Origin of the sequence: Pseudoalteromonas rubra (assembly GCF_000238295.3) — a bacterium.
Lineage (GTDB): Bacteria > Pseudomonadota > Gammaproteobacteria > Enterobacterales > Alteromonadaceae > Pseudoalteromonas > Pseudoalteromonas rubra.
Genome location: NZ_AHCD03000035.1, coordinates 663873 through 685158, shown reverse-complemented (window position 1 = coordinate 685158; position 21286 = coordinate 663873). Strand labels below are relative to the sequence as shown.

General features: G+C 47.7%; 14 protein-coding genes. 9 read left to right on the top strand and 5 right to left on the bottom strand.

Going from position 1 to position 21286, the window contains the following annotated elements; all coding sequences use genetic code 11:
- The first annotated feature begins 100 nt into the window (after nt 1-100).
- Entirely contained in the window at nt 101-1426 is a 1326-nt protein-coding gene (locus PRUB_RS14140; protein ID WP_010381566.1) for a sodium-dependent transporter, read from the top strand.
- Between the two features lie 75 nt (nt 1427-1501).
- Here PRUB_RS14140 and PRUB_RS14135 read toward each other — a convergent pair whose 3' ends face one another.
- Together PRUB_RS14135 and PRUB_RS14130 are read right to left on the bottom strand one after the other, a co-directional pair.
- The gene (locus tag PRUB_RS14135; RefSeq protein WP_010381564.1) at nt 1502-2479 is read right to left on the bottom strand and encodes a 2-hydroxyacid dehydrogenase; all 978 of its coding nucleotides are present in this window, start codon (nt 2477-2479) and stop codon (nt 1502-1504) included.
- Nucleotides 2445-2960 carry a glutathione peroxidase gene (locus tag PRUB_RS14130; RefSeq protein WP_010381562.1) on the bottom strand — a complete coding sequence of 172 codons (516 nt, stop codon included), beginning with the start codon at nt 2958-2960 and terminating at the stop codon, nt 2445-2447. Before PRUB_RS14130 ends, PRUB_RS14135 begins: the two co-directional genes overlap by 35 nt.
- A 132-nt stretch (nt 2961-3092) precedes the next feature.
- Between PRUB_RS14130 and PRUB_RS14125 the strand changes: the two genes are divergently transcribed.
- On the top strand, nt 3093-3977 hold the full coding sequence (locus tag PRUB_RS14125; protein ID WP_010381560.1) for an NAD(P)-dependent oxidoreductase: 885 nt from the start codon (nt 3093-3095) through the stop codon (nt 3975-3977).
- 81 nt (nt 3978-4058) lie between these two features.
- On the opposite strand, the gene PRUB_RS14120 is transcribed toward PRUB_RS14125, so the two are convergent.
- On the bottom strand, nt 4059-5402 hold the full coding sequence (locus PRUB_RS14120; protein WP_010381558.1) for a dicarboxylate/amino acid:cation symporter: 1344 nt from the start codon (nt 5400-5402) through the stop codon (nt 4059-4061).
- A 178-nt stretch (nt 5403-5580) separates the two neighbouring features.
- Between PRUB_RS14120 and PRUB_RS14115 the strand changes: the two genes are divergently transcribed.
- Nucleotides 5581-10497 carry an Ig-like domain-containing protein gene (locus PRUB_RS14115; RefSeq protein WP_010381555.1) on the top strand — a complete coding sequence of 1639 codons (4917 nt, stop codon included), beginning with the start codon at nt 5581-5583 and terminating at the stop codon, nt 10495-10497.
- 253 nt (nt 10498-10750) lie between these two features.
- Nucleotides 10751-13393, top strand: coding sequence for a type I DNA topoisomerase (gene topA, locus PRUB_RS14110; protein ID WP_010381554.1), 2643 nt, complete (start codon nt 10751-10753; stop codon nt 13391-13393).
- A 71-nt stretch (nt 13394-13464) separates the two neighbouring features.
- Here the strand turns inward: topA and PRUB_RS14105 are convergent, their stop codons facing one another.
- Nucleotides 13465-13713: a hypothetical protein gene (locus PRUB_RS14105; RefSeq protein WP_010381551.1), complete on the bottom strand. Its 249-nt coding sequence runs from the start codon at nt 13711-13713 to the stop codon at nt 13465-13467.
- Between the two features lie 220 nt (nt 13714-13933).
- On the opposite strand from PRUB_RS14105, the gene PRUB_RS14100 reads away from it, so the two are divergent.
- The 3 genes from PRUB_RS14100 to PRUB_RS14090 are packed head-to-tail and all read left to right on the top strand — an operon-like array spanning nt 13934 to nt 17296.
- Nucleotides 13934-15427, top strand: coding sequence for an alpha/beta hydrolase (locus tag PRUB_RS14100; RefSeq protein ID WP_010381549.1), 1494 nt, complete (start codon nt 13934-13936; stop codon nt 15425-15427).
- Between the two features lies 1 nt (nt 15428).
- On the top strand, nt 15429-16163 hold the full coding sequence (locus PRUB_RS14095) for an ABC transporter ATP-binding protein (protein WP_010381547.1): 735 nt from the start codon (nt 15429-15431) through the stop codon (nt 16161-16163).
- Nucleotides 16160-17296: an ABC transporter permease gene (locus PRUB_RS14090; RefSeq protein WP_010381545.1), complete on the top strand. Its 1137-nt coding sequence runs from the start codon at nt 16160-16162 to the stop codon at nt 17294-17296. Before PRUB_RS14095 ends, PRUB_RS14090 begins: the two co-directional genes overlap by 4 nt.
- Nucleotides 17297-17334: 38 nt before the next feature.
- Here PRUB_RS14090 and PRUB_RS14085 read toward each other — a convergent pair whose 3' ends face one another.
- The gene (locus PRUB_RS14085; RefSeq protein ID WP_010381543.1) at nt 17335-17580 is read right to left on the bottom strand and encodes a hypothetical protein; all 246 of its coding nucleotides are present in this window, start codon (nt 17578-17580) and stop codon (nt 17335-17337) included.
- A 175-nt stretch (nt 17581-17755) separates the two neighbouring features.
- Here PRUB_RS14085 and PRUB_RS14080 point away from each other — a divergent pair, with 175 nt between their 5' ends.
- Together PRUB_RS14080 and PRUB_RS14075 are read left to right on the top strand one after the other, a co-directional pair.
- Nucleotides 17756-18826 carry a hypothetical protein gene (locus PRUB_RS14080; RefSeq protein ID WP_010381541.1) on the top strand — a complete coding sequence of 357 codons (1071 nt, stop codon included), beginning with the start codon at nt 17756-17758 and terminating at the stop codon, nt 18824-18826.
- Nucleotides 18827-19156: 330 nt separating this feature from the next.
- Nucleotides 19157-21283: a flavin monoamine oxidase family protein gene (locus PRUB_RS14075; RefSeq protein WP_010381540.1), complete on the top strand. Its 2127-nt coding sequence runs from the start codon at nt 19157-19159 to the stop codon at nt 21281-21283.
- Nucleotides 21284-21286 lie beyond the last annotated feature (3 nt).

The following is a 21286-nucleotide window of genomic DNA, read 5'->3' as shown; positions in this document are numbered from 1 at the left end:
CACTGTTGGCTGTTCCGATTTGCCTGAACTGACGCTCGCAATTTGATTACAAGTGCGTATAATCGCCAGTCTACAACAATAATTAACTTGGCATTCGATTATGGCTCAAGTGCGTGAAGGTTTTCAAAGCCGTCTGGGCTTTGTGTTAGCGGCAGCCGGTGCGGCAGTCGGACTTGGTAATATTTGGGGATTTCCCACTCAGGCAGCGAACCACGGTGGTGGCGCGTTTTTGCTGGTTTACTTTATTGTCATATTCTTACTGGCATTACCTGCTTTGTATACGGAGCTGTACCTGGGTCATCAGGCGCAAGCTAACCCGGTGAAAGCGCTTAAGCAGGCATGGCAGGAAAAACAGCCTAAAATAGGTGCCTCTGCAGGTTATATCGGCCTTGCCGGTGCCATTGTTATGCTCAGTTTCTATTCTATTGTTGCCGGCTGGATGTTGGCGCATTCACTTGAGCCGATCGCACGTTTGACTGGCTGGGATGCCGCCAGCCAATTTTTGTCGGGCGATTCAACCTTACGGAACTTTATTTTTACTCCTTTGATGCTGCTGTTGACCGCTGCGATTATTTTGCAGGGGGTGAAGTCCGGTATCGAGGCCTGGTCTCGCCGTTTAATGCCACTGTTACTGCTGTTACTTATTGCGCTGATTGCTTATATGGGCACGTTAGAAGGCGCTGCGGCAGGCTTCAAAGCCTATCTGGTGCCAGACTTCAGCAAAATTGGTGATCCTGAATTAATCATTGCAGCAATGGGGCAGGCATTCTTTTCTTTGTCCCTGGGCGTAGGCTGCATGATGATTTATGGCTCTTATCTGAAACCAAATGAGAACCTGCCTAAATTGACTTTCAGCGTGGCAATGCTGGATACCGGTGTGGCGTTTCTGGCCGGATTATTGATCATCCCAGCTTTGTTTATCGCGCAGAACAACGGGGTTGAAGTTTTCCAAAATGGTAAACTGGTTGGCGAGGGCCGGCTTATTTTTGCAATTCTACCAGAGTTATTTGCGACCATGGGCGAGATAGGTTTGTTCGTCGGACTGACTTTTTTTGTGCTGATGTCGATAGCCTCACTGACTTCAACCATTTCATCCACCGAAATTCCGGTGTCATTTTTGGTCGAAAACCATGGTTTCAAGCGCTCACAGGCAACCTGGATGGTAACCCTGGTACTGTTTGTCTGCTCGGGCACCATTATTATGAACTTTGATTGGTTATTTGGTCTGGTCATTCAGGTGTTCACACAATACCAGCTGCCGCTGATGGGCTTGTTTTATTTTATTACTGTAGGTTGGGTATGGCGTCGTGGTAACCAGCTTGCTCTGGAGTGTAGTGGTAAGATGTACTGGTTTGCCCAGTATGTACGCTTCGTCTGTCCAGTGCTGATGACCGCCGTCTTTGCCAATGTGGCGTTCTTTAAGTAACCATCGTTGGACACAAAAAAGCCCGGCTTGCCGGGCTTTTTTGTGTCTGTTGTACCCTGTAACTTGAGGTAAATATCAGACCTGATTTTCCAGCGTCTGCCCCGTGCGGATGGCGTTGAGGTTAGTCAATGTGGTGTGGGCGATTTCGGTTAAGGCTTCTTTGGTGAAAAAGCCCTGGTGTCCGGTGATGAGTACATTCTGAAAGCTGGCCAGGCGCATAAAGACATCGTCCTGAATCACTTCATCACTGCGGTTTTTAAAGAACAGTTCAGATTCCTGCTCATACACATCCAGGCCAAGGTAGCCGAGTTTTCTTGATTTCAGCGCGCGGATGCAGGCCTTGCTGTCTACCAGTGCACCCCGGCTGGTGTTGATCAGCATTACACCTTGCTTCATTTTATCAAACGCAGCATCATCGATCATGTGATGCGTGGCATCGGTGAGTGGGCAATGCAGGGTGATGATGTCGCTTTGTTCAAGCAACATATCCAATGATACTTGCGTATACGAGCCTTCCCCGATATTCGGGTCGTACACCAGCACATGTGCGCCAAAGCCGTTGAGAATGGCCACCAGAGCCTGACCAATTTTACCACAGCCGATGATACCGACGGTTTTGTTGTGCAGGTTAAAACCCAGCAAGCCGTTGAGGTCAAAATTATCTTCACGTACCCGGTTGTAGGCTTTATGGGTTTTACGGCTCAGTGTCAGCATTAGGGCAATACAATGCTCGGCCACGGCTTCAGGGCTGTATGCAGGGACACGTACTACTTTGATCCCCAATGCGTGCGCTGCCTCTATGTCGACATTGTTAAAGCCTGCGCAGCGTAGTGCAATACTTTGAACACCTAACTCCGCCAGTTCAGCCAACACATTGGCATCAACCTGATCGTTCACAAACACGCAAATTGCATCGAACCCCTGCGCTAGTGCAACAGTCTTATCGTTCAGTGCTTGCTCAAAAAATTCAAACTCAATATCAGGAAACTGGGTAAGCGCATGCTCAAAAAATGGCAGCTCATACTTTTGCGAACTGAATAGGGCGACTCTCATTGGACACTTGACTCTCTATAATCGATTTTAAGGTTTCGGGCTTTGTCCTGGGTGCATAACGGGACAATAAAACGCCCTCTGAGTTTACTAAAAACTTAGTAAAATTCCATTTAATAGCGCGGTTTTGCGCGATCCCCCGTGTATTTACCTTGAGGTAATTAAAGAGTGGGTGGGCATCCGGGCCGTTCACCAGTATTTTTTCTGAAATGTGAAAACTCAGATTGAAGTGCGACTGATAAAATTCCCTTAACATTTCGTTTTCCAGTGGCTCATTGCGGCCAAACTGGTGGCAGGGAAAGGCAACAATCTCCAATCCCATAGGGTGGTACTTTTTATATAACTTTTCTAATGCGCTCAGCTGTGGGGCAAAGCTACATTTACTGGCAATGTTGACGATCAACACGGGTCTGCCTTGTAAGGATCTGAGTGCCAGCGTCTCGCCGTTAAGTAGTTTCACGCTGAAACGATAAATGTTCTCCATCCTGTCAGGCTCCTTGATGTTTTTTCTTTTTAATCACTTGATTCATAGCTGGTATTTTTCATTTGCCATGGCTAGATGGCTCAGGTATAACAACTCCATCTTTCTAGCTTAACAGCCAAATAGGACAAATTTATGTCAGTCAAAGTTGCATTCATCGGATTGGGGGTGATGGGCTATCCCATGGCCGGTCATTTACAACAAGCGGGTCATCAGGTGACCGTTTACAACCGTACGACCACAAAAGCAGAGCGTTGGGCGCAGCAGTATCAGGGGACATTCGCTGCAACACCCAAAGCAGCCGTTACAGATGCTGAGCTGGTATTTATGTGCGTGGGCAATGATGATGACCTGAGATCCGTTGTGTACGGCGATAATGGGGTTTTGGCTGGTATGAAGCCTGATACCGTTTTGATTGACCACACGACAACCTCGGCTAAGGTGGCACGTGAGGTTGCGCAGCGAGCGGCCGAGCAAAACGTTGCATTCCTGGATGCGCCTGTATCAGGTGGCCAGGCTGGCGCTGAAAATGGGGTATTAACCGTGATGGTAGGCGGTGATCCTGAAGTATTTGCACGTGTGCAACCCGTAATGGCAGCCTTTAGTCGCTTTAGCCAGCTCCTGGGAGAAGTGGGCTCAGGTCAGTTGTGCAAAATGGTGAATCAGATTTGTATTGCTGGTGTGGTACAGGGATTGGCTGAGGGACTTCACTTTGCGAAACAGGCTGGCCTAGACGGTGAAAAAGTGGTTGAGACTATTGCCAAAGGAGCAGCGGGCTCGTGGCAGATGGAAAACCGCTACAAAACCATGCTCGCGGGAGAGTATGACTTTGGCTTTGCTGTCGATTGGATGCGTAAAGATTTGGGTATTGCACTGGACGAAGCGCGCAGCAATGGCTCTTCATTGTCACTGACTGCCATGGTCGACCAATATTATGCTGATGTACAGGCACTCGGGGGTGGTCGCTTTGATACCTCGAGCTTGTTAGCGCGCCTTGATGCTATTCACGATAAGAAGTAGTTTGTCGTCTCGTTGAGGCGAGGCTGACAAATAAAAAAGGCAGGCGCTTATGCAACCTGCCTTTTTTATCTATTTACTTAGCTAAGCTTTTTTCGACAGCTTGTCTAAATCAATGTCTTCTTCCAGTGCCTTGGCTGCATCAGCATCATTGAATACTTCGGTATCCAGTTCACCCTCAGACTTTGCTACCACACAGGTCACCATACAGTCTCCGGTAACATTTACGGCAGTACGCGTCATATCCAGTAGACGGTCAACACCCATAATGATGGCGATCCCTTCAACTGGCAGAACCTGATTAAGAACCATAGCCAGCATGATCAGGCCGACGCCTGGCACACCTGCGGTACCAACTGAAGCCAAAGTGGCGGTCAGAATGACCATCAGGTAGTCACTCAGGGTTAAATCTACAGCGAAAACTTGCGCGATAAAGACAGTTGCTACACCTTGCATGATGGCGGTGCCATCCATGTTAATGGTTGCACCCAATGGCACGGTAAAAGAGGCCACCGAGTTATTAGCGCCTAGCTTTTTGGTTGCCGTTTCCAGTGTCACAGGCATAGTGGCACTTGAACTTGATGTGCTGAATGCGAACATACAGGCATCTTTCATTTTTGCCAGGAAGGTGAGTGGGCTCAGACCTGTCAGCACTTTGAGTAAAATGCTGTAGTTGACAAAGGCATGGATCAGCAGGGCTGCAACGACAACGAGGAAGTATTTACCCAGCTCAACAATCAGGCTCATTTCAATGCTGGTAAATAGTTTGGCCATCAGACAGAAAACACCATAGGGTGCCAGGTTCATCAGCAGAGTAACCAGCTTTAGCACTACGGTATTTAAGTCTTCGAATACCTTCGCACAGCGCTTACCTGCATCACCACTTAACGCCATAGCGATACCAAACAACAGTGCAAACACAATCACCTGAAGCATATTGCCACTGGCCATTGCGTTAATTGGATTGGTTGGGAACATCCCGATAATGACTTGAGTCAGTGTAGGTGCTTGCTGTGCGTTGAATGTAGCTGTCGTTGGAATCTCAACACCACCACCTGGGCTAACGAGCAGAGCTAGAGAGATAGCAACCGTAATTGCGATAGCCGTAGTGGATAAATATAGCAAAATAGATTTACCACCCAGGCGACCGAGTTTCTTTGGATCGCTCAGACTACAGGTGCCGACTACAAGAGAAATAAAGACCAGAGGAACAACCAGCATTTTTAAGCTGGCTATGAAGATTTGTCCACCAATATGGAACAGTCCATCAACGAAAAAGCCTTTGATCGGTAAATCAAACAGGCCCAGAGGGATTGCAACTTCAGGCTGATCGCCTAGTATGGATTGTATTAACAGACCCAGAATAACACCCAATATCATGCCCAGCATAATACGGGTTGTTAGGCTCATTTTTTTGTTTTGTGACATAGACTTTGACATTGTCCTAACACTTCTAATTTACAAAATCGCTATAGCCTAACAGGATAGTTGAAGATGAACAGAAAAAATCGATGACGGCCGCTAAAAATTTGTGATTTTAGATCCACAATTGGGTTAACATGGTGAAAATAACTCAAAATTATTAGATTGCAAGGGAGAATCGAAAATGTCTCTGATGCGCTGGTTTAGTATTACTTTGCTCAGCTTGCTGATGATCGCCTGTGGTGGCGGTGGTTCGATTGAAAAAGACACCTCAGGAGGTGGCGGTACAAATACCGACTATGAACTGGTACTCACTACCAGTTCCGCAAGTGGGGGGAGCCTGAGTATCAGTAATCCCATTACTATTACGGCAAAGCTCACTAACGATGGTGCGCCCATTGCAAACAACCTGGTTAATTTCACGAATGATGAGTTTTCAGATTTTGCTTCTGTCAGTTCTCAATTAACTGATAGTAACGGTGAAGCCAAGGTAACCATTATCGCTAACCGGGCAGGGGGCGCAGGTACCATTTCCGCCACCGCCGATGTGGGTGAAAATACCGTAACTGGCTCAGTGCCATACGCAGCCGAGGGCGACGGTGGTATTCAGATAGCGATGACCATCACAGGGTCAGACGGACTGGCAATTGATGCGAGCAATCCAATTGCGGGCTCAGAAATGGCTACTGTCACTGCGATTCTCACGGATAATGGTACGCCTTTAACCGGCCAGGTACTGGAGTTTTCTAAAGAAGCGGATAGTGAGGACCTGCTGGTCACCAATGGCAATTCTAACGTGCAAACGGACGCAAATGGTGCTGCCCGTTTACTGGTACTGGCCACTGACAAAGTTGGGGCCGGTTATGTTCAGGTTACTTATAATGAAGACATTAATGCGCGTATTGGTTTTGAGTCCGCCGGTAACCCTTTTTACGACAAAGAAATCTATGATCTGAGCGTACAGCTGGTTGATGCCAGTGAACAAGCCTCTTCAGACCTCTCTTTGGCAACGCCATTAACGGCAAAAATTCAGCTGACTTTAAACGAACAGCCAGTCGCGAATGCCGACATTTTGGTAGAGGTAGAAGAGAGTGCACGTTTTGCCAAGCCGACGGAATCAGTCCGAACGGACGCCACTGGTCAGGCTCAAATTCAGCTCTTTGCAACGAGTACAGCGACTGTAGCACAGCAACTCGATGCATTTACTGCCACCTATATGTTAGCAGGTGATGAAGCGGCAAGAACAGTCGCCAGCTATGTTGGTGCGGGTGACGGTGGTATTCAGATGACTGTGAGTGTTGAAGATGCTCTGAATGCAGAAATAAACAAAGAGAACCCTTTGAGCCTGGGTAATGAAGGATTTCTTAAAATTAATCTGCAAAAAGACGGCCAGCCTCTGGTTAATCAGCTGGTTACGGTGAGTGAACTGGTGCTCGCCAACATCACCGACAATGGCACCGCTGTGACCGACAGTAATGGCGATGCTGCGCTGACAATGACCGTAAACGATTCTCGTGGGTGGGAGCAGTTTACGGTGACGTATACGGAAACTGGAACTACTAACACATCTGTTAGCTCTGGTCGCTATTACTCAAACGGTATTGCTGCGGGGGCCGGTGTTCAGTTAACTGTGACTGTATTGGACGCTCAGAATAACGCAATAAATGAAGGTAACCCGCTAAGTGCAACAAACCCCGGTAAGGTAGTTGTCACTTTAGAAGAAGATGGGCAAGCGTTGAGCGATGAATTGATCACCGTTTTGGGGGGGCTAAAGGCAATTACTTCTCCTTCTGACGGTGTAAAGAGCACAAACGCAAGCGGTGTGGCTGAAATAAATCTGATCCCTAATAAAGAAGAAGGGTGGGCAGAAGTCACAGCCTCATTTGGTGATGGTGGCGCAGCGGTGACCAAAACCGCCCGATACTATTCAAGTGGTGATCCTAATTTTGGCGCCAGTGGTTATCAATTGACTCTGGTCGGCAAAAACGCCGAGGGTGCAGAGTCAAACTCTTTATCAGCACAAATGCCGCTGACCATTGAAGCGCGCTTAACCTTTAACGGCAATGTACAGGCCAACCAGAATATTCAGTTGAGTGTGAATGAATTTGGTATTTTGGACCCTGAGTCAGGCTCGGTACTGACCAATAGTGAAGGCATTGCTACTATCCAGTTGTTGGATAATTCTGTATCCGGAGCCGGGAGAGTAAGCGCTCAATATGAAGCGAATAATGGATTCGTCATTACCCAGAATTTTAACTTCAATAGTGCAGGAGATGGCGGCGTTAACATCTCAATTGTGAGCATTCTTGATGATGATGGAAATGCCATTTCTACTCAGCTATCAGGTGAGAATAAACTCGCGGAAGATAAGAATGGTATTGCTACTGTTCAGCTCATCGAAAATGGTCTGCCGCTATCTGGAAAGTTAGTCACCTTTACCACTGATTCGGTTGCGACTATGAATCCCCAGAGTGGTCGTGCTGTTACGGATGAAAATGGCTTAGCAAGTGTTGAGCTGCTAGCGACGAGCACATCAGGAATTGGTGAGGTGTATGCAGAGTATCTGACATTCTCAACTCCTCGCGTCACCTTTGCGTCTGATGGTGCAGTAATCGTTGATGAGGGCGAGTATAAGATGGTTGTCCGGCTCCTGATCAATTGTCAGGACGATTGGGATAGTAACCGAGATACAACAGGGATAACAGACGCAGATCTGGCAAAATGTGACGAAGTGACTAATGTCCCTTCAACTGAACTGGCTGAAGTGTATGTTAAATTAACCCCCACAGCGAACCCGGATAACGGTATTGATAGTGCGATCGTGAGTGTTCAAACCAACAAGGGTCAAATCCTGCCTTCTTCTGGCCAAGTTCTGACTGACTTACAAGGCGTTGGTTTACTGAAACTGCAACCAGGTGACTCAGGTGGTGCGGGAACGATCACCGCGAGCTACTTAAATGAAAGCGACACGAAGAACTTCTCTGTTGGTATTCAGGACTTGTACTTAGGTCTGAGCAGTGAACTGGACTCCGGTAACAATCGAGATAGTTTGGCAGCCGGTGACAGCTTTATTCTGACTGCGACGATTTTTACTGATGAAGCAGATCCGGATAATTCGATATACAGTCAGCCAGTTGACGTTGAATTCACCTCAACCTGTGTTGATGAAGGGTTGGCAACCATAGATGGACAGGTGCGTTCTAAAGACGGTAAAGCGTCTTCAACATACCGTGCCCAGGGCTGTAGCGGCAATGATACGATTGTGGTTACGGTGACTTCTGGCGGCGGTGTTAATGACCCGGAGAGCTATGTGTTTACGGTTGACGATGCGCCGGTGCAAGCTATCCAGTTTATTGAAGCATCTAATGCCTTTATTGCATTACCGCCTGGCCTGGGTGCGACACCCACCACCTCAACGGTGAAATTTAAGCTACTGGATACGGATGACCGACCGTTAAAGCAAAAGCAAATAGAGTTTAGACTTGCGGATTTGACTGGCTCTGCAGATCTTACTAACTATAAAGGTAGCACAGACAGTGAAGGGTTTGCTCAGACCACTGTGCAATCTGGTGTTGTGCCTGGTGCCATCGTGGTTGAAGCCTGCTATATCTCTGATGAGATTATTGCGTCTTATGCCACTACGAATGAGTACCCGACTTGCTGGCAATCTGTTATAGATCAATGTGCTGCAGACAATACTCACCCAAGATGCCCAGATGTTGAAGATAACTTGACGTTACGCTTGATCCCCGTTGCAGATCAGGTCAATGCTGTCTCTTCAGGTATCGTATTATCGTCGGGTGTACCAGATCAGAATAGCTTTGATATTGCCGCTGATAACCTAGTGTTAAACGCATTAAACTACGTAGGAGTGACGACCAATATTTCCGTATTTTTTGGTGATCAGTTCAACCAGCTAACTGGCGACAACCTGGTCGCAAGTGTCACGGCAGAAGCAGGCGTGGTTGGCAGTATTGATGGTACCGGCGGTTCTCCTTCGTATCAGTGTGCGATTGTGGATGGCGTGTGTACCGTGCAATGGCGCAAGCAAGGTGAGTTCCCATACAACGACTCAGACACATGGCGCAACACCATTGGCGATGTCTGTGATACCTATGGTGGGCAACCAGTTCCCTGTATCAATGGTTTCCCATCTGTCTATCGTTATACCGATGCTGATGGTAATTTCTTGCAAGATCAAGATGGTAACGATATGACCGAGGTAGTAGATGGTGTTACATTACCTGCTGAGTTGCCTGTGGTCAGAGGTGGACGGATCACTGTATTAGCCACTGCTAAAGGTCAGGAAAGCTTTATAGACAAGCAAAGCAGTGCAGATATTAGCAGAACGAACGGGATATTTGATGAAGGTGAGTTCTTCAGCTCGTTTGACTTACCAGAAGCTTTTGTCGATCACAACAAAAATGGCACATTTGATGCCATAGATTGTAATGACACGGCTGAAGCGCACAAATGTACTTTCAGGTTCAGTGATGGCGGTCACAATGAGACTTACCTGGATGGTAACAACGATTTGTCTTATACCAGTGAAGACAATAAATACAATGGTCTGCTGTGTGGCGAAAAAGCGTTAACTGATGGCCATTGTACGCGTGATTTGGTCGATGTACGTCGAGATCTGGAGTTGATCATTGCGGGTGATGTGCCTTATGCGCGCTTCGTCATCGATAGCGACTTAATTGGCGGCGCTGCTTGTGCTGGGACGATTAACGGCTTCAGAGATCTTGAAGCAACGGAGGACGATGGGTACTGTGATTTGGGTGCCATTGATTTGACCATTGTTGAGACAGCTGATGTTGAGATCTATTATTCAGATTTGTTCGGTAATGCACTTCCAACAGGAACCACGGTCAGTATCACAGCAGACAATGGGGAAATCTCGATTAGTGAAGCCAATACGATTGTGAACTCAACTGACACCAACGGGATCAAAAAAGCCGTGGTGAAGGTCTCCCGAGAAACGGCTGCAAACAGTAAGACAACCGGTAATCTGACGATTACGTTTACTATTCCATCACCATTTGAAGGACAAGATCCGACGATTGTCTCTAAAAGTATGCAAGTTGTAGACGCCGGTTAATCACCGTAAAAAAGGGCCAAATCATTGGCCCTTTTCCTTTACCCCTTGAAATTCCTTTTATATCCGCTATATTCGCCCTTTCCATCAAGCAATCTATACGCCTGGGTAAATTAACAGCAACAATTGTTCATAAAATCACTGCTTGGCGAAAAGATCGAATGAAAAGCTTGTAACAATAGGTATTTGTGGATATACCTATATTTAATCGCGCCCAATGAAGGGCAACAACCAGACAGAAGTCAAATAGGCAGCTATGGGCAAATCGCTAGTAATCGTAGAGTCTCCCGCAAAGGCAAAAACTATCAATAAGTACCTGGGTAAAGACTACATTGTGAAATCCAGTGTCGGTCATATCCGTGATCTTCCTACCTCAGGCGCAGGCAAAACCAAAGGCCTGGCAACTAAATCTCCTGCTGAAGTGAGAAAAATGTCGCCAGAGGAAAAAGCTGAGTACAGAAAAAAGAAAGATTACGCGAACCTGGTTGCCCGGATGGGGATAGACCCGGAAAAGGGCTGGGAGCCGCACTATGAAGTGTTACCCGGCAAAGAAAAAGTGGTTCAGGAGCTGGCCAAGCTCGCAGAGAATGCCGATACCATCTATCTCGCAACCGATTTGGATAGAGAAGGAGAGGCCATTGCATGGCACCTGGAAGAAGTAATTGGTGCCGATGCAAGTAAATACAAACGTGTTGTATTTAACGAAATCACTAAAAATGCCATCACACAGGCGTTTGAGGCACCAGGTCAGCTAAACACGGACATGGTGTATGCACAGCAGGCACGACGCTTTTTGGACCGCGTGGTGGGCTTTATGGTGTCACCTTTGCTTTGGCAAAAAGTAGCGCGTGGTTTGTCAGCAGGTCGTGTTCAGTCAGTGGCGGTACGCTTGCTGGTTGAACGTGAACGTGAAATCAAAGCCTTTATTCCAGAAGAGTTCTGGGATATTCACGCAGATACTGCACTGGCAGAGCAGGACGTTCGTTTCGCCGTGACTAAGTATCAGGGCGAAGCGTTTAAGCCACTGAACGAAACGCAAGCCAACAAAGCCGTTACTGAACTGCAAAAAGCGCAGTATCAGGTTGTTAAGGTTGAAGAGAAACCCAGTAAGAGCCGCCCGAGTGCTCCTTTTATTACGTCAACCATGCAACAGGCCGCCAGTACCCGATTGGGTTATGGTGTTAAAAAGACCATGATGCTGGCACAACGTTTATACGAAGCGGGTTACATTACCTATATGCGTACTGACTCAACCAACTTATCGAATGATGCGGTTGAAATGGCACGTGGCTATATTCAGGATAACTTTGGTGATAAGTACTTGCCGGGCGCACCCATTAAATACAGCGCGAAAGACAATGCACAGGAAGCGCACGAAGCAATTCGTCCTTCAGATGTGAACATCCTTTCTGGCCATGTTGAGGGCGTAGATGCCGACGCGAAGAAGCTCTATGAGCTTATCTGGCGTCAGTTTGTTGCGTGTCAAATGACACCTGCAGAGTATGACCTGACCAATATCACCGTGGGTGCAGGTGATTACACGCTTAAAGCGCGCGGCCGTGTGTTACGTTTTGACGGTTGGACACGCGTTCAGCCAGCAGTCCGTAAGAAAAATGAAGAAGAGCAGGCGCTACCAGCTGTGGCAGTGGGCGACATCGTTCAGTTGCAGGCGCTTGAACCGAAGCAGCACTTTACCAAACCACCGGCGCGTTTTAGCGAAGCTAGCCTGGTTAAAGAGCTCGAAAAGCGCGGCATTGGTCGTCCTTCAACGTATGCGTCGATTATTTCGACCATTCAGGACCGTGGCTATGTGCGAGTAGAAAACCGCCGTTTTTATGCCGAGAAAATGGGCGAAATAGTGACAGATCGTTTGATCGAAAACTTCGACGAGCTGATGGACTTTGACTTTACGGCCAAAATGGAAAACAGACTGGATGAGATAGCGGAAGGCGATCGCGTCTGGACTCAGGTACTGGATAAGTTTTACGCTGATTTCTCCAACCAACTTGACTTGGCTGGTAAAGAAGAAGCGGAAGGTGGCATGCGCCAGAATGTGATGGTTGAGACTGACATTGACTGTCCAACCTGTGGTCGCAAGATGGGGATCCGTACTGCGTCGACGGGGGTATTCCTGGGCTGTACAGGCTACAACTTGCCACCAAAAGAACGCTGTACCACCACAATGAACCTGATCCCCGGGGATGAAGCCGTTGATGCGGATGTTGAAGATGCAGAAACTGAAAGCCTGAGACAGATGAAGCGTTGTCCTATCTGTGAAACCGCGATGGATTCATATCTGATAGATGAAAAGCGCAAGCTACATGTCTGTGGTAACAACCCGGGCTGTAGTGGTTATGTCATTGAAGAGGGCAGCTTCAAAATCAAGGGCTATGATGGCCCGGTGATCGAATGTGATAAGTGTGGTTCAGACATGCAGCTTAAGTCTGGTCGTTTCGGCAAGTACTTTGACTGTACCAGTGATGACTGTAAAAACACACGTAAACTACTGAAAAGCGGTGAGCCTGCTCCACCAAAAGAAGATCCGGTACACTTGCCAGAGCTGCCCTGCGAGAAGTCTGAGGCTTATTTTGTGCTGCGTGACGGTGCATCTGGTATCTTCCTGGCGGCACATACCTTCCCTAAATCCAGGGAAACTCGTGCACCGAAAGTGGCCGAGTTAAAGCGCTTCAGAGACCGTATTTCTCCTAAGTTCTATTATCTGGCGGATGCGCCGGATCAGGACAATGATGGTAATCTGGCCGTTGTCAGATATTCACGTAAAACCAAGACACAGTACGTGATGACTGAGGTGGAAGGTAAAGCCACAGGCTGGAAAGCGACTTATGAAAATGGCAAGTGGGTCGAAGAAGAGAAAAAGCGTAAAAGCGCCAAATCTTAATGGATCTGCTTGGGTAAAAAGCAAAAGAAAACAAAAAGGCCAGCTTTGCTGGCCTTTTTACTGCTTGAAGATCAGATGTCGACGTCAGTCACTGTCATATAGTCACTGGCAGACAGCTCTTCGTTAACACATTGCAAAACGTACTGACGTAGTGCATCGGTTGCCACTTCGTCATCCTGAGCCCATTCAACACACATGTGTGTCAGTTCTGCAATCAGGCTAGCTGGTGCACTTTGTTGTTGCACTTCATCAGCGACAACTGAGGTTGGCGTTAAAGTTGCGGCTAAAACGAAGCTCGCCAGGGCCGAAAATAGTTTCATTGATGTTTCCTTTAGTGTTTAGTGTCACGTTTCGTCACAGTGATTTTTTAAATGAAAAGACAAAAAAAGAACAACGAAATAAATCACTCCTGAAGATAAGTGAATGTGATTTAGCAATAAATAGAGTGTTTTTGATTAGGGAACTGCTTTTCTAACAATGATATACTTCAACAACTTGACGTAACAATGGCCTTTTTTAAGGGCGATTAAGGACGGAATAATGACAAATAATCGCGGACGAATCCGCACACTGTTCAGGCACAGTTTTATTGCTTTGGGTCTGCTTAGCGCTTTTGCCAGTTACGCAACTACGCCAGAAACAGCCGAACTGACACCTTGTTATACCAAGGGCCTGCCAGACAGGTTGATGTGCGGTAGTGTAGAACAGCCTCTTTCGGCAAAGGACAACAACGAAAAAATTAGCATACACTTTGCGGTTATCCCGGCCATTAAACAGGTGCACCCGTCGGAAGCTATTCTGGCATTTGCTGGCGGCCCGGGCCAGTCGGCCATTGAGGTTGCAGCCGTGTTTGCCCGAGTCTTACGATATGCTCGCGAAGATCGGGATATCATCCTGGTGGATCAACGGGGCACAGGTAAGTCCACTTTGTTGCAATGTGACATGGACCCGCTTGAGGCGCAGTTTGCATTCAATGATGACGCCTTGCCAATCTTTGAATATAGCCGCGCTGAAACTCAAAAGTGTAAAACCAAACTCAACACAAACCTGAGCCACTTTACTACGGTTGCCGCAGCCAGCGATTTTGAAGCAGTGAGACTGGCACTGGGTTACCAAAAATTGCACCTGTTCGGCGCTTCTTATGGAACACGCATTGCGCAGGAGTATATGCGCCGTTATCCACAAGCAGTGGCAAGCGCGACGTTGGATGGGGTAGTGCCTATGCAGCAAAGCCTGGTCGCCATCGGTGAAGCCATAGACGATTCATTGCAGGCAATTTTCACTGACTGTGCCGATACTACAGATTGCAGTCAGCAGTATCCCCAGCTGGAACAGCAGTATCAGACCTTACTGACTAAGCTTGAAGTGCAACCCGCAAGTGTCCAGATCCCGCATCCCAGAACGCATCGATCCATCTCGCTGGTATTGACACAGAATAAGGTACGCTCGGCCATTCGTATGGCGCTTTACAGCCATACGACCCGCGCGTTGGTGCCGTTGGCTATCAGTGAGGCGAACAGAGAAAACTACTTGCCATTGGTGGGCCTGATGGGTAGTGATACGGCGTTTGGTTCGTTGGCAATGGGCATGCATAGTGCCATCGTTTGCGGTGAGGACTGGCCTGCACTGACAGCTGAAGAACGAGCGCGTTTTTCTGCCACTTACTTCGGTCGCATGATGATAGAGTCGCTCGATGCCAGCTGCCCGATCTGGCAGGTTGATGCCGTCGAAAAATCCTTTTATCAGCCATTAACGACAGAGATACCAACGTTATTGTTATCTGGCGGGTTAGATCCCGCGACACCACCTGAATGGGCAGAGCTGGCGATGGTCAATATGGAGCATGCTCGTCACCTGATAGCCGCAGAGGCAACACATGGTGTCGCTGCACAAAGCTGTGCAGACAAACTGGTCGCTGAGTTTATTGACCATGGTGAGCTTAAAACATTGGATGCCAGTTGTTTGGATAAAACAGCGGTGCGGCGATATTTTATGAACCCCAATGGTCCGGTATTAGTAAAAGAGGAGCCGTAATATGATCACTGTACATAATCTGCAAAAACAAATTGCGTCGGTGAATGCCCTGGACGGATTGAGTTTCAGTGCAAAGAACGGCCAGATCACCGGATTGCTTGGTCCCAATGGTGCAGGCAAAACAACCTGTCTGAGAACGGTATTTGGGTTGTTACAGGCAGATCAGGGATACGCTGAGATAGACGGGGTTAAAGTTCACGAAGATCCCATGGCTGCCAAGCAGCAGCTTGGCTTGTTCCCGGACCCATGTGGTTTGTATGAACGCCTGACACCCAGAGAGTATATTCAGTTTTATGCTGAGCTGAGTGGCATGGCTAAATCACAGGCTATATCGGCCACGCAACGCGTGATTGAGCAGTTACAAATGATGGACATTGCTGACAGGCGCTGTCAGGGCTTTTCTCAGGGCCAGCGAATGAAAACGGCACTTGCGCAGGCAATTGTGCATCAGCCGCGTAATATCATTCTTGATGAACCAACACGCGGTCTGGATGTCATGAGTACCCGTGTACTCAGGGAGTTATTATTGATGCTCAAGGCGCAGGGCCATTGCGTTCTGTTCTCCAGCCATGTGATGCAGGAGGTGGCTGCCTTGTGCGATCATGTGGTGGTCATGGCAAAAGGCAAAGTGGTTGCCCAAGGTACACCGGCGCAGCTGTGTGAACAAACGGCCAAATCGAGCCTGGAAGAAGCCTTTATTGCCCTGATAGGCAGTGATGAGGGGATAGCGGCATGATGAAGCAAGTCAATATTCTGTTCAAAAAAGAAATGTTGGATGCGTATCGCGATAAACGTTCGGTCATGGCCGGGCTTTATTATGCGTTTGGCGCGCCGATCGTGATGTGTTTACTGTTTTCAGTACTGTTACAACAAATGGCTTCGCCTGAAGCCCTTAAAATCACCATTTCTGGTGCTGAACGTGCGCCTAATCTGGTGCAGTATCTGGACAGTGTCGACATAAGCCACAGTGATGAAGCCGATACAAAACCTATCCGCCTGGAGATCGATGACGCGTATCCACAGGATATGGCGACAGGTCGCAGTGCAACTGTGGTGATTGTTGCTGATAAGTCTGATAGCAAGCTCATAAAGTCAGTCCGAAGACTGGAAACGGCATTGCTAAGGTATAACAGCGAAGTCGCGGGATTACGTCTGGTGGCACGGGGGATTGATCCAGGGTTGATGCGCGCCCTGGATGTGCAAACGCAGGATCAGGCCACGCCAGATGCCAAAGGCGGCTTGTTCCTGGGGATTGTCACTTTGTCTATTATCATTGCGGTGTTTTATTCTGCGATGAATTTAGGCATAGATACTAGTGCAGGGGAGCGTGAACGCAATTCACTGGCACTATTGCTTAGTCATCCGCTCAGTAGTATGCAGATTGTGCTGGCCAAAGTTGCCGCGATTGCGACTTTCTCGGTTCTGGGGCTGGCTCTGGTGCTGATCGTATCTAAGTTTGCCTATGCCATGGTGGCCTGGGAGCAGCTGGGATTTAGTATTACCCTGGATTTGCGCTTCATTGTGGTTAGCCTGATCATCGGTATTCCAATCGCACTCATGTCTGCCAGTATGCTGATCTTTGTCTCTTTTATGGCAAAGTCGTTTAAAGAGGCACAGTCCTACGTCACTATGGTACTGATGGTTCCAGTGGGCCTGAGTATGATGACCAGCTACGATATCGCCACGGAGACAATTCAATGGTTGCCGATTGCTGCACAGCAGTATGCGATGATTGAACTGATCAAAGGTAATGCCTTACCATTGGCACCGTTGGCAGTGGCGTCGGTGTCTACTTTGGCATTATTTGGGCTGTTCACTTACCTGAGTAGCAGAATGCTGAAAAGCGAAAAAGTGGTGTTCGGTTTATAAATACAGCAACACTTTACCTTATATCAAGCCGGCAGACCTTAGCCGGCTTGATAGAAGAATAAAAAGACGGGCAGGCAGATAAGCAGCCCGACAAAAAAGAGTTTGAAAAAGCTGTCTCTGTTCTCGGTCAGATCAGCCAGGCCAATACTGTCTTGCTCATTCCGCTCAAAAGGCCTGAAGTGCCTGTATACCTTCATAGTGAGCAAACCAACAATCAATGGCAGTACAACCATCGCCACGATTAATATCACCAAATACCAGGCTTCCGGTACCGTATTTCTCATCGTCTATGCACCTGATTAAAATCGGTACATTAGCAAAGAATCCCCCGGCTATAAAGCATTTCCGCGTAATGGGTCGTAATGGTAAAAAAGCTGATTTTCGACTCTACTCAGAGTGGGTGCGATCTGGCACCTACAATCATAGAGCAATGCAAGTTACGCGGTAAGGAGCAAAAACATGTCACATGTTACAATTAAAAAGGTCATGGGGTTCGGAGGAGAAACGCTGGCTGAGTATCGGGCTCAGCAGATGAAAGAGCAGCGCTGGCAATATGTTACACAAGGTGTGTCCGATGCTGACTTGGACAACAACTTTGAGTTTTTAAATGGGGCGGTGCTTGACCGTAAAGTAGGCACGCATGTATTGCAAACAACCACCGGGTTGTTTGGCCCAATTCGGACAGGCACAATTGTTCACCTTGACCCAAATGCAGCGAACCAGGTGATTCAAAGCGACAGGGCACCACTGAACCCAGAGGGGGATCTTATCACGCGTCTTAACCAGCTGCACGATGTGCGCACCGGTAAGCCACCAGGGGCTGACAATGCGTTGGCTGTAAGTGGTTTTTGGACTGCTGCGACGGATGGTGCGGGGATCGCCGGCTTGGACGGTGCCTCTAACGTGTTTGGTAGTACAGGCCAGCTTATACTCAATCCTCAGTGTGCTGGCGAGCCGGTATCGCTTACATTTCCCTTGCTACGATTTGGCACAACTGAGCAAGAGCAATGCAATTACCTTGAGACGCTCGCTTACTATGGTGGAACGTTACTTCAGCCGGGCGAGCAGTTTGATCTAGGCTTTACGCAGGATTTGTGGGGCATTCAGTACGATCAAAAGCTACCTGAGTATGTGACTGAGTATGAGTTCAGCCCAACTAAAGGCGGAGGCTTGTTTGTCGAGCATCATCCTTTCCCTCATATCTGGCTCCCGGCGACAGGTATTGATCCGGCCTTTAAAGAACCAACGGTTTCCAGAATACTGCTAGGCCGCAGGCTCAACTGTACCCACGAAGATGGCTATTATCGCACCGTCACCAATGAGCAATTCCACTTCACAGTGTTTGAGGTACCAAACGATGGGAGTGCGCTCGCCATTCGTCCTCAGTGCATCCACAATGATAGCTTTACGAAAGGGGCACAAACCGTGTTCCTGGGTAATACCGCGGCGAATACTGTGGCACTGCGCCAGAGCATGCCTGTGACAGAGATGGTCGTGGGCAACACGCCTGTGTCGGATCTGTCAGATTAAAGTTATATGTCCACAGTACGAGGCCTGTGGGCCCGTACTCCTTTCTAAAGCTATCCTCTGTATGATGATCCTTCATATACGACAAATTAACTTGAATTTTTTTAATGGTTAATTTCAGTTAATTATATAAATTCGACGAATACATAGATGAAATCGGAATAATGATGAAAATCATTCAATAGGCTCGATGATTCTCAAGCCATTGCTTTATATGATGTTTTGCTCAGTGTTAAGGTTGTTATATTATCGCTTATACAGCGAATGTTAACTTAACTCTCACTGGCGACTGGCTGTTTCATTGGCAGTCAATTTTATGAGAAGGAGACGTATATGAACAAAGATACCATTATTATCGGTGCCGGATTTACAGGCTTGGCGGCGGCAGCCGAGCTACAAAAAAACCAGCAAGACTTTGCGATTCTTGAAGCAAGCGACCGCCTGGGTGGGCGAAACTTCAGTTTTAAAACCACGCAGTATTTTGATTCACCGGGCGTAGAATATGAGCACGGCTCCCAGTATATTGGTAAGTCACAAGAGCCTTTATGGTCCATAGTCACGGGCGACGAGTTTAATACCTGGCTGAAAACGCATTATCCTGATTATGTACATGAACATACACAGCACACACAGTACAGTGATGAAACGTTACCACCCTATATCGTAGACAACTTTGCAGAAAGATTTGATTATCCGGAGCAAGTGTTGATCCTCAGAGATGAAAATAACGAGCAAAAGCGATTTCCGTTTAATAAGTTTCAAACGCCGTACTGTATTACCGGATTACCCAGTCATATTGGTAAACGAAGCGTTGCTGCGATAGGCCTGGTATCACTTGATATTCTGTATATCGAATCATGCATCAACGTGGATCAGCCCTGGGCGTCAGACTTTAACGGGTTATATACCGCCAGGCAACTGGACGCGATTACACTGGAGCAGTGGCTTCACGAAAAACCACGCCGCGGATATATGACGCCAACGGCGATTGACTCTATAACCATTGCGGCTCAGGCACTGTTATCGGTGGATCCAAGTGAAATATCAGCACTGTATTTCTTCTGGTACTGTGCGTGTAATGGCGGATTTTTCAATGAAGTGAACGATGCGAAAAACGGCCCCCAACAATACTGGTTACGATGTGGATTCGGAAAAGTCCTGGAATTCATGAGCAAAGATTTCAAGGGCAATATTTACTATGAACAAGTGGTTGAGTCTGTCTCGGTGGATGAGCAAGCTGAATTTCCTGTGTCCCTGACCCTGTCCGATGGGGTCGTCCATCGCGCGAAAAAACTCATTGTTGCCGTCTCTCCTCATACGGCGAACAAAATCCAGTGGCCTGCAGATCTAGACGAACCTTACAAGGTGCTCATGAATCAAAAGATGGGCAGAACTTTGAAGGCGCAAGTATTCTATAAGACCAGTTGGTGGAATGACATAGCTGGTAAGAAGTGGCAGGGCTACTCGGGTGGTGCTTCCTATCCGGTTCTCTGGACTATGGACAATACGGTTTGTGATGCCAAAGGTAATCCAAAGCCTTGTTTAATGACCTTTACCATTGGCGATCAAATTACTGAACTGGAAGCGTCTATCGCTAAATCTGGCAGTGATCCGGACGAGGCGTTAAAGCGCTTTTTAACTAAACATATTAGTTATCTATTCACCGGAGAGTATGATTATGAACCCGCAATGGAACCCAGTGCCATCACTGCCAACCTGTGGGCCAAACAAACGGATAAAAGTGGTTTCGAAAAAGGCGCGTTTATTGGAGGCGGCCCAAATACGGTATTCGCACCTGGCATCCTGACCGAGCCTGTGCAAGATGGTAAACCCGCGATGGCCTTTGCAAATACCCCATGGCGAGATCTTATTTACTTTACCTCGTCTGAGGTGGCACGTAACCTGGACCCACAAACGCCGAATGCCATGGCGTTTATCAAGCCTGAAAAACCTGCGATTGTACCCGCTTCAGAGTACTCAGATAATCGACTCGACCTGGGTTACATGAATGGCGGCTTGTATGCAGGCCAATATGCAGCGCAGCAGCGGATCCAGGGGGCCGGGTTTGTAGTACCACACCCTAAGGATATACCTTCTTACAGCAAAGGCTGGAATGAAGTGAAAACACTCGCTTACATATTCTTGAGAGGGATTGAGGCGTTCCTGGAATTGGGCACTGCCTTGCATGTCATTTCTGACAGCCAGATTGACAATTTGATATCTGCCTTACTTGGTGATGAAACCAGGCAATGTGAGCTAAATGGCACGATAGATACACAGCTGAAATTACGGGCAGTACAATTGTTTAATAGCAATGATGCAATTGCTGTTGATGTGCTGGCTGAAGTGGCCCGCGTATCGCCACAGGCGTATCAGGCAATTTTGGATGGATTCACCAGCAATGATCCGCGTCAGGTTGAGTTCCTGAAGCGTTTATTTGGGCAAAACCAAGAGTCGTAATCT

Excerpts from the sequence above, each read along its gene's own strand:
- PRUB_RS14075 (WP_010381540.1), top strand. The coding sequence starts at position 19,157 with ATGAACAAAGATACCATTATTATCGGTGCCGGATTTACAGGCTTGGCG.
- PRUB_RS14125 (WP_010381560.1), top strand. The coding sequence starts at position 3,093 with ATGTCAGTCAAAGTTGCATTCATCGGATTGGGGGTGATGGGCTATCCC.
- topA (WP_010381554.1), top strand. The coding sequence starts at position 10,751 with ATGGGCAAATCGCTAGTAATCGTAGAGTCTCCCGCAAAGGCAAAAACT.
- PRUB_RS14115 (WP_010381555.1), top strand. The coding sequence starts at position 5,581 with ATGTCTCTGATGCGCTGGTTTAGTATTACTTTGCTCAGCTTGCTGATG.
- PRUB_RS14100 (WP_010381549.1), top strand. The coding sequence starts at position 13,934 with ATGACAAATAATCGCGGACGAATCCGCACACTGTTCAGGCACAGTTTT.
- PRUB_RS14140 (WP_010381566.1), top strand. The coding sequence starts at position 101 with ATGGCTCAAGTGCGTGAAGGTTTTCAAAGCCGTCTGGGCTTTGTGTTA.
- PRUB_RS14095 (WP_010381547.1), top strand. The coding sequence starts at position 15,429 with ATGATCACTGTACATAATCTGCAAAAACAAATTGCGTCGGTGAATGCC.
- PRUB_RS14105 (WP_010381551.1), bottom strand. The coding sequence starts at position 13,713 with ATGAAACTATTTTCGGCCCTGGCGAGCTTCGTTTTAGCCGCAACTTTA.
- PRUB_RS14090 (WP_010381545.1), top strand. The coding sequence starts at position 16,160 with ATGATGAAGCAAGTCAATATTCTGTTCAAAAAAGAAATGTTGGATGCG.
- PRUB_RS14135 (WP_010381564.1), bottom strand. The coding sequence starts at position 2,479 with ATGAGAGTCGCCCTATTCAGTTCGCAAAAGTATGAGCTGCCATTTTTT.
- PRUB_RS14130 (WP_010381562.1), bottom strand. The coding sequence starts at position 2,960 with ATGGAGAACATTTATCGTTTCAGCGTGAAACTACTTAACGGCGAGACG.
- PRUB_RS14085 (WP_010381543.1), bottom strand. The coding sequence starts at position 17,580 with ATGAGAAATACGGTACCGGAAGCCTGGTATTTGGTGATATTAATCGTG.
- PRUB_RS14120 (WP_010381558.1), bottom strand. The coding sequence starts at position 5,402 with ATGTCACAAAACAAAAAAATGAGCCTAACAACCCGTATTATGCTGGGC.
- PRUB_RS14080 (WP_010381541.1), top strand. The coding sequence starts at position 17,756 with ATGTCACATGTTACAATTAAAAAGGTCATGGGGTTCGGAGGAGAAACG.